This window comes from Phocaeicola sp. GP0067, assembly GCF_031119655.1.
Taxonomy (GTDB): Bacteria; Bacteroidota; Bacteroidia; order Bacteroidales; family Bacteroidaceae; genus Phocaeicola; species Phocaeicola vulgatus.
On sequence record NZ_JAVHZY010000006.1, the window covers coordinates 156,262 to 169,852 of the forward strand.

General features: G+C 44.2%; 14 protein-coding genes. 4 read left to right on the forward strand and 10 right to left on the reverse strand.

The window, feature by feature from the left end; genetic code table 11:
• Positions 1–185 precede the first annotated feature (185 nt).
• From trpA to RE317_RS07085, 8 genes are all read right to left on the reverse strand, one after another.
• Positions 186–962: a tryptophan synthase subunit alpha gene (gene trpA / locus RE317_RS07050; protein WP_005839775.1), complete on the reverse strand. Its 777-nt coding sequence runs from the start codon at positions 960–962 to the stop codon at positions 186–188.
• Positions 959–1,576 carry a phosphoribosylanthranilate isomerase gene (locus RE317_RS07055; protein ID WP_008671460.1) on the reverse strand — a complete coding sequence of 206 codons (618 nt, stop codon included), beginning with the start codon at positions 1,574–1,576 and terminating at the stop codon, positions 959–961. The genes trpA and RE317_RS07055 overlap by 4 nt, the downstream gene beginning before the upstream one ends.
• 12 nt (positions 1,577–1,588) lie before the next feature.
• Positions 1,589–2,377, reverse strand: coding sequence for an indole-3-glycerol phosphate synthase TrpC (trpC, locus tag RE317_RS07060; RefSeq protein WP_008671459.1), 789 nt, complete (start codon positions 2,375–2,377; stop codon positions 1,589–1,591).
• 38 nt (positions 2,378–2,415) lie between these two features.
• Positions 2,416–3,411, reverse strand: coding sequence for an anthranilate phosphoribosyltransferase (trpD, locus tag RE317_RS07065; protein ID WP_005839783.1), 996 nt, complete (start codon positions 3,409–3,411; stop codon positions 2,416–2,418).
• Between the two features lie 21 nt (positions 3,412–3,432).
• Positions 3,433–4,023 carry an aminodeoxychorismate/anthranilate synthase component II gene (locus RE317_RS07070; RefSeq protein WP_005839785.1) on the reverse strand — a complete coding sequence of 197 codons (591 nt, stop codon included), beginning with the start codon at positions 4,021–4,023 and terminating at the stop codon, positions 3,433–3,435.
• A 12-nt stretch (positions 4,024–4,035) separates the two neighbouring features.
• Positions 4,036–5,436: an anthranilate synthase component I family protein gene (locus RE317_RS07075; protein ID WP_005839788.1), complete on the reverse strand. Its 1,401-nt coding sequence runs from the start codon at positions 5,434–5,436 to the stop codon at positions 4,036–4,038.
• Positions 5,437–5,496: 60 nt separating this feature from the next.
• On the reverse strand, positions 5,497–6,696 hold the full coding sequence (trpB, locus tag RE317_RS07080) for a tryptophan synthase subunit beta (RefSeq protein WP_005839791.1): 1,200 nt from the start codon (positions 6,694–6,696) through the stop codon (positions 5,497–5,499).
• Positions 6,697–6,946: 250 nt separating this feature from the next.
• Positions 6,947–7,207, reverse strand: coding sequence for a YtxH domain-containing protein (locus RE317_RS07085; protein WP_005839794.1), 261 nt, complete (start codon positions 7,205–7,207; stop codon positions 6,947–6,949).
• A gap of 93 nt (positions 7,208–7,300) precedes the next feature.
• Here RE317_RS07085 and RE317_RS07090 point away from each other — a divergent pair, with 93 nt between their 5' ends.
• The 4 genes from RE317_RS07090 (at position 7,301) to RE317_RS07105 (ending at position 11,203) form a co-directional block, all read left to right on the forward strand.
• Positions 7,301–7,435 carry a hypothetical protein gene (locus RE317_RS07090; protein WP_255323745.1) on the forward strand — a complete coding sequence of 45 codons (135 nt, stop codon included), beginning with the start codon at positions 7,301–7,303 and terminating at the stop codon, positions 7,433–7,435.
• 253 nt (positions 7,436–7,688) lie between these two features.
• The gene (locus RE317_RS07095; protein ID WP_005839797.1) at positions 7,689–8,255 is read left to right on the forward strand and encodes an HdeD family acid-resistance protein; all 567 of its coding nucleotides are present in this window, start codon (positions 7,689–7,691) and stop codon (positions 8,253–8,255) included.
• A gap of 10 nt (positions 8,256–8,265) precedes the next feature.
• The gene (locus tag RE317_RS07100) at positions 8,266–8,664 is read left to right on the forward strand and encodes a DUF4891 domain-containing protein (protein WP_005851356.1); all 399 of its coding nucleotides are present in this window, start codon (positions 8,266–8,268) and stop codon (positions 8,662–8,664) included.
• Between the two features lie 88 nt (positions 8,665–8,752).
• A complete protein-coding gene (locus tag RE317_RS07105) occupies positions 8,753–11,203 on the forward strand; it encodes a prolyl oligopeptidase family serine peptidase (protein WP_303266212.1) in 2,451 nt (816 codons plus the stop codon).
• A 56-nt stretch (positions 11,204–11,259) separates the two neighbouring features.
• On the opposite strand, the gene RE317_RS07110 is transcribed toward RE317_RS07105, so the two are convergent.
• Entirely contained in the window at positions 11,260–12,165 is a 906-nt protein-coding gene (locus tag RE317_RS07110; RefSeq protein ID WP_008671456.1) for a FimB/Mfa2 family fimbrial subunit, read from the reverse strand.
• A gap of 26 nt (positions 12,166–12,191) precedes the next feature.
• Entirely contained in the window at positions 12,192–13,577 is a 1,386-nt protein-coding gene (locus RE317_RS07115; RefSeq protein ID WP_118430167.1) for an Mfa1 family fimbria major subunit, read from the reverse strand.
• Between the last annotated feature and the right edge of the window lie 14 nt (positions 13,578–13,591).

The following is a 13,591-nucleotide window of genomic DNA, read 5'->3' on the forward strand; positions in this document are numbered from 1 at the left end:
TAGGTGATAACTGCTTCTGCCGGATGCTGTGGATGGAAGAAGTAGAAAGATCAGGTATAAGATTATAGATCTTACTGCTGCAAGATATATAATCTTATACCTGTAAGGTATTATATTTTTCACTTGTATCGCCATGATCTTTCAGGTGGATTTTTGAAGAAGAGGATGTTACGAGTTGTGAAAGGTTAGTTTTTCAAGGCTTCCAGCAGCTTGTCCGCTGCTTTTTCCGTATCTCCGTCTTCTTCATCCAGCAAGGTCACGAATTTACTGCCGATGATGGCTCCTGCGGCATGAGCGGATGCGGTTTCGAAGGTTTGCTTATTGGAAATTCCGAAACCTATCATGCGGGGATTGCGTAAATTCATGTCGGCGATGCGTTGGAAATAGGCTTGTTTCTGTGCGTTGAAATCTTTTTGAGCACCGGTGATAGCGGCGGAAGATACCATATAGATAAAACCGTCGGTGTGTTCATCAATCAGGCGGATACGTTCTTCACTGGTTTCCGGAGTGATGAGCATGATGATTCTCACATTCTGTTCCTCGGCTATGGAACGATATTCCTCCATATAATCTTTGAAAGGCAAGTCGGGGATAATCACTCCGTCGATTCCCGTCTCCCGGCAAGTGCGGCAGAAATCCTTGAATCCATATTGCATGATGGGATTGAGATATCCCATCAGCACCAGCGGAATCTGTACTTCTTTACGGATATCTTTCAGTTGGTCGAAAAGGAGCTTCAGTGTCATGCCGTTTTTCAAGGCGCGGGTGGCGGCGTGCTGGATAACGGGACCGTCAGCCATCGGGTCACTGAAAGGAATGCCGATTTCAATCATGTTAATCCCTTTTTTTTCCAGGACTTTGATGGTGCTTGCCGTACCTTCTAAGGTAGGAAAGCCTGCGCAAAAATAAATAGAGAGGATGTCTTTTTGCTTGGTACTGAATAACTGGTTGATTCTGTTCATTGTATTTTTTGTTTTAATTGGTTTATAAATGTGTGGACGGCGGCGGCGTCTTTCAGAGCCGGAGCGGTCTCGAATCCGCTGTTCAGGTCGATACCTGCCCATTGTTCATGCTTGAATTGCAACAAAAGGGAAAGACTGCCGGGCCGGAGACCGCCACTCAGCAGGAAAGGCGTCTTTCCCTGATAGGCTTGCAGGATATTCCAGTTGAAGGTTTTGCCGGAACCGCCATATCCGGAGCAGGCAGTGTCGAAAAGAAAGTAATCGCAAATGCCCTCATAACAACCGGCGGATTGCAGGTCACTTTTCTGTGCTATGGAAAAAACTTTAATGACTCCCAGTCCGGCGGCTTTTAATTTGCGGCATTGTTCCGGTGTCTCCCTGCCATGCAACTGGATATGGTGCAGACCGAATTCCTGTGCTTTCAGCAGGATGTTTTCGCTGCTTTCGTTGACGAAGACCCCGATCCGGTGGCATTGTTCCGGTAGGTATTCCGGACGATGTGATACGTAGCGGGCAGATTGGGGGAAGAAGATGAAGCCCATCCAGTCTGCTCCGGCTTGCTCTATGGCGCGTATGTTTTCGGGCTCGCGCATACCGCATACCTTGATAATCATTGTTGCTTCATCCTAACATTTCTCTAGTTGGGTTATAAATTTTTTTAAGGCTTCTCCCGGTGCGGGTGTTTTCATGAAGTTTTCCCCTATCAGGAAGCCTCGGAAGCCGGCAGCCCGGAGTTGTTTGACTGTTTCGGGGCTGGAGATGCCGCTTTCAGAGATCCGGAGCATTTCTTCGGGTAGTTTTTCCGCCAGACGGAAAGAGTTTTCCACCTCTGTGTGGAAGCTTCCCAGATTACGGTTGTTGACTCCCACCATGTCAATGTTCTCGTCTATATATTCCAGTTCTTGCTCGTTGTGGATTTCCAGCAGGACTTCCAGTTCCAGTTCATGGGCTTTGAGGGCTAGGGCTTTGCATTGCTCTTTCTTCAAAGCGGCGGCTATAAGAAGGATAGCGTCCGCTCCTACGATGCGTGCCTGATAAAGTTGGTATTCATCTATAATGAAATCTTTCCTTAGAATGGGAAGTTGCACGTGGGGGCGTGCCGAACGGATATCTTTCAGGCTGCCGCCGAAGTATTTTTCATCGGTGAGGATGGAAAGTGCGGAGGCTCCGGCCGCTTCGTAAGCGGGAGGAATGGTATCTGCCTGTGCGTCTTCTTTTATCCATCCTTTGGAGGGAGAGCGACGCTTGAACTCGGAGATGATGCCGTAAGGAGAAGAGGCAAGACTGGCACGCATACTGATACGTGGCATGGGTTCGTTACAATTGTTTATCAGCATTTCTTTGCTGATGGCAGCCTTTTGCAGTTCGATCTCGATCTGCTTGCAGGCGATGATTTCTGTTAATATATCTGTCATTGTATGAGGCGTTTGGTAGTGGAATACCGGGTGTGTAGTCAACTGTTCAGTTCCACAAATTTTTTCAATGTATTCAATGCTTTTCCGCTTTCCAATGATTCACGGGCGATGGCCACGCATTCTTCTATCGGTTTGGCCGGTTCCATGGCTTGTATGGCAAAAGAAGCGTTAATCAGTACACAGTCTGTCTGGGCTTTGGTGGCTTTGTTCTCCAGTACGTTATTGAAGATTTTCGACGCTTCTTCGGGAGTGTTCCCACCATAAAGCTCTTCTTGTCTGGCGAGAGAGAAGCCTAGTTCGGATGGCTTGTAGATGGTTTCGTAGCGATTGGTCATCACTTTGAATTCATCGGTCAGTGAGATTTCGTCGTAACCGTCCAGGTTGTTTACTACGGCAAAGCCAATGCCCAGTTTTTGGAACACATTGGTATAAAGGCGCATTTGCGGCAGATCGGCGACTCCTAGAAGTTGGTAAGCCGGAAGACATGGATTAACCAGCGGACCTAGCAGGTTGAATATGGTACGTACTTGCAGTGCTTTGCGGACAGGGCCTACACTTTTCATGGCAGGATTGAACAACTGGGCATGCATATAGACCATTCCACATTCTTCCATAGAACGGGTCAGCTTATCCGGATTGTTCGTGAATTTTACACCGTGTTGTTCGATGACATTGCTGGCTCCGCTGACGGAAGTCGCGCCATAGTTGCCGTGTTTGGCAACATGATATCCGGCTCCTGCTACAATGAAGCAGGCGCAAGTAGAGATATTGAAGGTATTTTTTCCATCACCGCCTGTGCCCACAATGTCAATAGGGGTGTAAGCGGAAAAGTCTATAGGTATGCGGGTGGTGAGCAATGCTTCACGGAAACCTATCAATTCTTCTACTTTGATGCCGCGCATTTGGAAAACGGTCAGCAGGGCGGCTATCTGTGCGTCGTTATACATTCCCCGGGTTATGTTGAGCAGCAAATTCTTTGCTTCTTTTCGGGTCAGTTCCTCGTGATTGAAGAGGCGGGATAATATAGCTTTCATATTTATTATGTACGGTTGGGGTTATGCGTTTAGAAAGTTGGCTATCATGGCTTTACCATCGGGGGTTAGTACGGATTCGGGATGAAACTGGATGCCGTGGATATCGTATTCTTTATGTTTCAATGCCATGACGAGACCTTCCTGGCTTACTGCGGTTATTTCAAGGCACTCAGGGAAACCGTCCGTATCTACTACCCATGAGTGATAACGTCCTACCGGCACTTCATCCGGCAGTCCGTTGAAAATGTAATCGGTTTTCTTTCCTTTGTCTTTTGATTGGTTCTTTTTAATTGAGATGGGGGTCTGTACGCCATGAAATACTTCGCTCAGATTGGTCAGTTTGCCGCCAAAAGCTTCTCCTATGGCCTGTTCTCCCAAGCATACACCCAGAATCGGTTTCTTGCCGGCATATCTTTTAATTACTTCGAGCAGCAGGCCTGCTTCTGATGGAATACCGGGACCGGGTGAAAGAATGATTTTATCGAATTTTTCCAATTCTTCCAGTTGGAAAGCATCGTTACGTAATACGGTAACTTCGGCTCCCAGTTCTTTTACCAAATGACTCAAATTGTAGGTAAATGAGTCATAGTTGTCTATAATTACTGTTTTCATGATGATTCGTTTTTACATTTGTTCTGCCAGGATGATTGCTTTTTTAAGTGCTCCCAGTTTGTTGTTTACTTCTTGTAATTCGTACTCTTCATTGCTCTTAGCTACGATGCCGCCACCGGCTTGAAACCATAGTTCGTTGTTGCGGCTGACGAATGTACGAATGGTGATAGCTTGGTTCAATGTGCCGTTCAGCCCGATAAATCCGATGCAACCTCCATAGGCTCCACGGCTGTGAGGTTCGTATTCGCTGATCAGCTGCATGGCTTTTACCTTCGGAGCGCCACTCAGGGTTCCGGCCGGGAAAGTATCAATAAATGCTTTGATGGGATTGGCTTTGGGGTTCAGTTCGCCGCTGACCCGGCTTACCAGATGAATGACGTGGCTGTAATATTGAGCTTCTTTGTAAAATTCTACTTGTACATCGTGACAGTTGCGGCTCAAGTCATTGCGTGCCAGATCTACCAGCATTACATGTTCCGCATTTTCTTTGGGATCAGCCAATAGGTTGGCGGTGAGTTCAGCATCTATTTTCTTGTCTCCGTTGCGGCGGGTGGTTCCGGCGATAGGGTCGATGGTGGCACGCCCGTTTTCTATTTTACAATGGGTTTCGGGAGAGGAACCAAAAATACGGAAGCCTCCGAAATCGAAGTAAAATAAGTAGGGGGACGGGTTGATGCTGCGTAAAGCACGGTAAAGTTTGAAGTCATCTCCTTCGTAACGTTGGATAAAACGGCGTGAAAGGACGATTTGGAAAACATCGCCGCGCATACAGTGGGCAATGCCTTTGCGGATGTTCGCCTTATGTTCTTCATCGGTCAGGGTACTGGTGGTTTCGCCCACGGCACGGAAGTCGTAAGTAGTATAGTTACGGTTGTGGATCGCTTTTTCCACATAATCCAGATGGCTGTCCTCACCGTCCTGCAACATTTCCAGTAATAACATTTCGTTGCGGAAGTCATTGAAGACAATCAGGTATTTATATAAGATATACAACATATCCGGAGCATCGTTCTTAGGATCACGGCTGTCTTTTACATTGATATGTTCGAAATAGCGTACGGCATTGAAAGTGGTATAGCCATACAGTCCGCAGTAGTTGTTGTATTCTCCGCTTACCTTGAAACGATTCAGAAAATCGGAGATCGCATGGTCTGCCCGGAAATGTTCGCTGATGGGATGTTCTTCTATGCTGCCGTCAGGGTAGGTGGCAGTGGCTGTGCCATGATTGATTCCGATGCTGGCTACAGGATTCAGCCCGATGAAAGAACGGTTGTTCTCACTTCCATGATAGTCGGAACTTTCCATCAGTGCACTCTGTGGGAAAATGTCGCGCACTTTCAGATAGGTACTGACCGGTGTATGCAGGTCACCCAGTATGGTTTTGCATCGGGTGGTATAGGTAAAAGTTTTCATTGTTTCTTTTCTGTTTATAGTTGTCCGTATAGGGTTTTTGCTCTCATGGGTTTCTATGTGTTATTGCAAGGAGGTTCTTGTGCCGGATTCTTTCAAGTAGGTTTCAATATCCTTATCTCCGCGTCCTGATACGGTGAGAACCACTATATCCGTTGGCTTGAATCTCATTTTGTCCAATGCTCCCAATGCATGAGCCGATTCCAATGCAGGAATGATACCTTCCAGCCGGGTCAGTTCAAATGCGGCACGGATGGCTTCATCATCGTTTATGGCGAGTACCAAAGCGCGTTGCTGTTTGGCCAGATTGGCATGCATGGGTCCTATGCCCGGATAATCCAGACCGGCAGAAATGGAGTAAGGTTCCTCTATTTGTCCGTCCTCGTTTTGGATAACCAAGGTCTTTGCTCCGTGGATAATTCCCATTTTCCCCAGTTGGATGGTAGCGGCCGAGAAACCGGTGTCTATACCTTTGCCTCCTGCCTCGGCCAGGACAATCTGCACACGTTCATCATCTATATAGTGATAAATGGTTCCTGCCGCATTGCTTCCTCCTCCTACACAAGCCATCAAGTAATCGGGATATTCCCTTCCTTCCTGTTCTTTCAGCTGCTTTTTGATTTCTTCGCTGATAACGGATTGCAGACGTGCCACCATATCAGGGTAGGGATGAGGGCCTACGGTAGAGCCGATGACATAGTAAGTATCGGCAGGGTGGCAACACCAGTCGCGGATGGCTTCGTTTGTCGCATCTTTCAGTGTCATGTTGCCGGAAGTGACCGGGCGGACTTCGGCTCCCAGCATTTTCATCTTTTCTACATTGATATGCTGGCGTTCTACATCGGTCTTGCCCATGTAAACAATGCATTGCATGTTCATCAAAGCGCATACCGTAGCGGTGGCCACCCCATGCTGTCCAGCTCCGGTTTCTGCAATGATACGTTTTTTCCCCATACGTTTTGCCAGTAACACCTGTCCGATGGCATTATTGATTTTATGTGCTCCGGTGTGGTTTAAATCTTCACGTTTCAGGTAGATCTTACAGCCATATTTCTTGCTTAGCCGGTTTGCCAGGTAAAGAGGTGAAGGGCGTCCTACATAGTCGCGTAGTAACTGGTGGAATTCTTGTTTGAATCCTTCACTTTCCAATACTTTGGAATAGGCATTCTGCAATTCTTCCACACAGCGGTGAAGGATTTCGGGAATATACGCCCCTCCAAATTCGCCATAATAACCTTCTTTGTTTACCTGATAAGTTTTCATTGTCGTTCTATATTTTAATGTTAATTGCACTAACGAAAAAAGGCCTGTCGTAAGTACGACAGGCCTTCAGTTTGAATATCCTTTTAGAATGTCAGGTATATATACATGGTCTGGTTCCCTTACGACTTGTTTAGTTGTAAGAAACGCCACCAATATGTATTTACCATGATTCTATTCATAAAATCTGTTTTTATTTTGGGGCAAATGTAAGCGTTTTGTTTTAAACTCCAAAGAAAAACTTACTTTTTTTTTATTTATTTGCAGCTTCGTGTATTTTCCCTTTCACTTCTTCCACTTTCTCACCTACTTTTCCGGCTACTTCACTGCTTACTTCTTCTGCTTTATGTTTTGCATGATGAGCCAGGTCTTTTGCATCTTCTTGTAAGTCCTGAATGGCATCATACACGTCTCTTCTCAATTTGCGACCTCTGTTGCTGTGCGCAAAACAACTTAATGCACTGCCGACCAGCGCTCCTAGTGCCAGTCCGGCAAAGAATTTTCCATTATTCATAATCTTATTACTTTAAATTGGTTTTATAAATGAACATTTCGGGTGGCGGAATGGTTTTAATACATCAGTTAATAAATCATTAAAATGAAGTGTATGAAACGTAAACTTTGGATAAGAATAGGTGCCGTGTTGTTGGCAGGATTGCTGTTATGGTGGCTCTTTTGGGCTATTTTGATCGATGAGGACGAGAATGAACAAAGTCTGCCTGAAACAGAACAGATAGAGTGATTTGTCATAAGACAAAAGGATGATCTTCAGGCATGGGTACGAAAGAATAGATTGGAATAGTCGGTATAACATTCTGTTTGCTAAAGTCTATAGAACAATAGAATTAGTTCTAAGCTTATGGCAGGAAAATTTGTTTTGGCTTTCTTTTTTTGTTCTTTTGTTCTTCTGTCTGAAAATTAATATCCATTTTGCATCTGTCTTCTCAGAAATAATCAGTATATTCGCTTCATTAACCAATTAGACATGATTGAATATGAAAACAATGAATTATTCTATAATCAGATGTATCTGTGCGTTGGTCATCGGTGTGTTGCTGGTGGCATGGCCTGAGGCTGCCATTCTTTATCTGGTTATTACAATCGGTGTGTTGTTTCTAGTACCGGGACTCTTTTCTTTATCCGGGTATTTGATTCGTGGCAAGCAGGATGGCAGTCGTTTTCCTATTGCCGGGCTTGGCAGCCTTTTGTTCGGATTATGGCTGATGATTATGCCGGCATTTTTTGTCGGTATCCTGATGTATGTGCTAGGTGCTGTTTTGGTACTGGCTGGAATCAGTCAGATTGTGAATTTATCTGCTGCGCGTAGTTGGACGGTGGTACCGGGAGGTTTCTTTGTGATACCTGTGTTGGTGCTGATTGCAGGTATTGTGGTATTATTTAATCCATTTACGGCTGCTGCTGTTCCATTCATCATTCTGGGAGTAAGCAGCATTGTATACGGACTGTCCGATTTGATAAACATCATCCGCTTCCGTCAGAAGAAAGAACCGGGGATGCCTGAAATAGAGGATATTACTCCTATAGAAGAGATAAAAGACTAATCCGATTGATATGAAAACACGAGGAAGCTATATTTTATATCTTTTGATTTTATGTGTGGTTGTAGGTTGTAAGGGAACTTCTTCACCTTCCACCGCGTCCGAAACGGATGAGTATGCCGGAACATGTGAGGGGGAAAAAGCGAAAGCTATTTTGTGGGTGGATTATAAAAGAGGACGTAAGATAACGGACGGGACTCCGATAAGAACGGTAAAGGTTTATGCGGATGTTCATGCCGATGGAAGTCTGAAAGTGCTTTCCTGGTGTAAAAAGCAGCCGATGAAGGTAGAAAATTACTTATTGAAAAGAGTGGAAGTTTACCGGATCAGGAAAGAAATATTCGAAGGGGGATATCTGAAACCGGGGGAACAGTATTTGCAGTTACGCTATCTGCCGGGAGAGGTGAAATAATATGTTGTAGGAAGCATTGAAAATCGTAGGAAAAGGTTTTTGTTTCTTTTATATTTCGTATCTTTGTGTAACACAAATTGTTAGAAATATGAAGAAACAAATCTTATTGTCTTGTGCACTTGCCTGGGCTGTGATGGCAGGTGCTGAAACGATTGACATTACTACTTTCCGTTATGCCGGCCCCTACGTTGTACAGGCCCCTTTTCAGGTGGACAGCGTGGATGTGAATTCAAAGACTTTTGTATCCGGACGTCTGTTGGACACTCATCTTTCTGTGGACGTATTGCAACAGGGAACTTTATTTACAGGCGGGGTTTTGCCGGGAAGTGACTCGGGATATGCCTTGCACATGATGGGTTTTGTGTTGGAGAATACTCGTTATGCCACAGCCAAGCTGAAGATTGACGGGCTGAAAAGATACCAGCTTTATGTAGATGGAAAGAAGCAGGAAGGAACTGAACTCGCTTTGGAGCCGGCCACCCATTCTGTAGTTATTAAATATCTTTCTGAAGCAGGGAAAACAGATTCCTTGAAAGTGAGTGTGGATACGGATCAAGAGGGAAGCATTTCACTTAAGCAAGATAACAAAAAGCTATATACTTTGGCGGATGTGTTGCAAGGAACTCGTTTTGCCGGAGTAGGGCTTTCCCCTGATGGCAGATATTTGATTGCCAATTATCGTACGACTTATGTAGGTGGTCGGTCAGCCGGTAGTACGCGCATTACTGAACTTGCCAGCGGTAAGGTTTTGGCGGAGCGTACTGAAAATATGCAATGGATGCCTCGTTCTAACCGCTATTATTATACCCGTACGGGGGTGGATGGCAGGCAGCTAATAGTTGTGGATCCGCTTACCGGAATGGAAACTGTGCTGGTGAATAAATTACCTGACGGGTATTTCCAGTTCGCACCTACGGAAGACTACCTGCTTTTCACCATGACCCAGGAAGGTCCGAAAGAACGTAAAGAAATTTATGAGGTCCTGGAACCGGATGATCGCCAGCCGGGGTGGCGTAACCGTTCTTATCTGGCTAAATATGATTTGAAGACCGGTTTGTTGCAGCCACTGACTTTCGGTTATCACAATGTCTGGGCTGCCGATATTTCCAATGACGGCCGGTATCTTTTGATGATGACCAGTCAGAGCCGTCTGACCAAGCGTCCTACTACTTTATTCTCACTATATCGGTTGGATATGCAGACTTTACAGGCGGAACTGCTGATAGATAAAGATGGTTTTATCAGTGGAGCCCGTTTTTCACCTGACGGAACGCAGGTATTGGTATCCGGCTCGCCTGAATCGCTGGGTGGAATAGGGAAAAATGTAAAGGAGGGGCAGACTCCGAGTATGACGGACGGTCAGTTTTATTTGCTGAATATAGCTGATAAGAGAGTCACTCCGCTGACGAAAGATTTTAATCCCAGCGTACAGCGTGCCGTGTGGAATAAGGCCGACGGGCAAATATATTTCACGGCCGAGAACCGTGACTGTTACAGTTTGTACCGGATGAATCCCGCTGATGGGAAAATTCAGCAACTGGAGGTTTCAGAAGATTTGGTCAACTCATTCTCATTGGCGCAAAATGCTCCGGTTATGGCCTATTATGGACAGAGCGCCTCAAATTCCGACCGTTTATACACCATGAATACCAAAAAGATGAAATCATCTTTGTTGGAAGACTTAAGTAAAGACATATTGAAAGATGTGGAGCTGGGCGAATGCAAGGCCTGGAGTTTTACCAATTCTCGTGGTGATACCATTTATGGTCGTTATTACCTGCCGCCTCATTTTGACGCCAACCGGAAATATCCTATGATTGTGAATTATTATGGTGGGTGCAGTCCGGTCAGCCGTAATTTCGAAAGCCGTTATCCGCATCATGCATACGCGGCATTGGGCTATGTGGTGTATGTGATAGAACCTAGCGGTGCTACCGGTTTCGGACAGGAATTTTCTGCCCGCCACGTCAATACAGCTGGGGCAGGAGTGGCACAGGATATCATAGAAGGTACAAAGCAGTTTTGTAAAGAACATGCTTTTGTCAATGACAAGAAAATAGGCTGTATAGGTGCATCCTATGGCGGCTTCATGACACAATACCTGCAAACACAGACCGATATTTTTGCAGCGGCCATCTCTCATGCCGGTATCAGTGATCATACCAGTTATTGGGGGGAAGGATATTGGGGATATTCGTACAGTGAAGTTTCCATGGCGAATAGTTATCCGTGGAGCAATCCTGATCTTTTTGTAAAACAAAGCCCGTTGTTCAATGCGGACAAGATACATACGCCTTTGCTGTTCTTGCACGGTGATGCGGATGTGAATGTACCGGTGGGAGAGAGCATTCAGATGTTTACAGCACTTAAGTTACTGGGGCGCGAAACGGCTTTTGTGGCTGTAACGGGACAAGATCATCATATAGTGGATTATGGCAAGAGGATTCAGTGGCAGAACACGATTTTTGCCTGGTTTGCCAAATGGTTGCAGGATGATGCGACTTGGTGGAACGCTATTTATAAGCCGAAGGCTTTATAGATGAATAATAAAAGAAGGTGCGTCGTAATGTGAACTGCACCTTCTTTTTATGTTTGTTATACCGATTCATTGATAATTTCCCAGCCATTAATTTTTATACTCACAGGAATATAATCGTTGAATGATATTTCAATGGTAAAGTCATGATTGTAGTCGAAATCAATGTAAGGGTTTTTTTGCAGCAGTTTGCCTATAAGATTTTCATCATAACGGATGACTCCTGTATCATCTGAAATCTTCAGTCGTGGCTCTCTGTTTTTATCCAGCTTCATTACCGTGAAATCGGCTATGAGAGAAGATGTGGTGTTTGATGGATTTGAGTAGGTGGGAAGATAAGTAATTTTTTCATCATCGGCATACTGCAAGAAAGAGTCATATTTCCCATTGTTGTCTTCAATATAGATGATATGTTTCTTTTTATCATTCAAATTATGGACGATAACTTGGATATGGTTGGTGATTTGTTTTAAGTCAATCCATACAATGTTTTCTTTTCCTTCTCTGATTTTCACAATGTCATGTATTCCATGATAGAGCAGACTAGGCTGGTTGATAGTTTGATTGTCTTTTTCACGTTTCAGAGATAAAAAGAAATCGTGTATGTCAGTCTGTTGTGGAATGCATGCGGACAATTGGTAACAGGTTTCATCATAACCTGTCCAGGCTACGAATTGATAGCTGCCTTGTTTGAAAGGCAGTTTCATGGTGTAGTCGTCATTAACTTGATTTAATGAGTCATTTATTTGGGAAACGAATGTTCCTTTGTCATCAAAAATAAAAACAGCCAGCATGGCGTTTGGAGGGAACTCTGTTTGCTGATGTATGCTTTTGTTTGTTTCGTAGCGGAATTTGAGTCCCAGGACTGTATAGTCCTGAGAACAGCAACATTCATTCTCTTTAATGCAATTGGTTAGAACAAATAACAACAGAACAAGAGATGCCAGTTTCAATCTGATTTTCATTTTGTTAATGAATAATTATTACCCATTTATAGATCATGGTCTTCCTCTATTACTTCCCATGGAATGACTTCTATATCTGCACTGATCCATGTGTTAGGCTGGATAGGTTGATTATTATCAAAATTATCGGATGGCTTTCCCGGGGCTTGTATGGAATTGACAGTAATTTTGAAATATTGATTTCGATATATATTATAAGGTGCTTGGGGCGCTGTTGCGTTACCGTTGACCTGTACATGAAAATAACATATGCCATTGGTGTAGGTATTGTCTGCCAACACATAATTACCGGTGAGTGCAGGCATACCTGTAGTATTGTTTGCACAAAGTTCGGCATATTTTTCTGCAATAGCACCATCTATAAAGTAATTGGCTGTCCCATCAGCGGTATGTACTACATAAAAAGTTGTTCCGGGGCCACTTGTATTATTCTCTATTGTAAAATCACTTTCACCGGTAGGGGAGTCATTTTTGCTAGTTACGATTTTGGCAGGAGTGAAGACTCCGCTGATACTGATAAAAGTGCTTTCATTTACATTTGATGTTCCCGATACATATTGAAACGTATTTTCCGGAGCATAAGAGAAGACAGAGGGAGGAGTATCATTTCCGTAAACGCTTATAGCATCTGTGCCTCTTGAAAAATCTTGCTCTGTATAGCTGTTCCAGTTATAGTCTTTGACAATTCCATCTCTGCTATCTTGAATAAAATAGAATTTCTTATTTAAGTTTCGCCAACCGAATTTCAAATCTGTCATGGATCCTCCTCCTTTTACTTTAAAAGTAGGTGAAGTGAATACAGCACTCTTTGCAGTGACACGGCTGACTGGTATTGAAATATGATGTTTTTCTGCTTCGGCTTTATCTTCATATAAATTTGTGGCTGGAGTGATATTGGGATAATTTGCATTAAACATAATGAACCCGTTTGTTTGATCTGCCAGTTTGCCGACCTCTTGCGTAAACTCTTTATAATTGAATGCTCCCAAGCCATTAGAGGTAATATAATCTACAATTTCTGTATTCAGGTTTACTGCCGCAAAGATATATTTATCCGCTTTTTTGGTATTGACGGGCCGAGTGGTAATCCATTGGGAAGTATTTCCGGGGGCTTGTTGGAGTGTGTTTGCGGCAACGCTGAATTCTGCTACCGTAGAAGTGAAAGGTGCTTCCTTATCGTAAATAAATATATGAAGGGATTTTACGATATTTTCTGCATCTGTTCCTGGTTCAGTGGAACGGGTGGTTACAGAGCGTGTTCCCGAAGTATGGGGGATACTGATGGAGAAAGATGCGTATGCTTCTGGAACTTGCATTTCCAGCTCTGGCTGATTGGCGAACTCTTTGTCATTGTTGCACGAAGCCATTGCCAAAGCAGTGACTATGGTTATAAACATTTTACTTGTTTTCATATTCTTATTGTTTT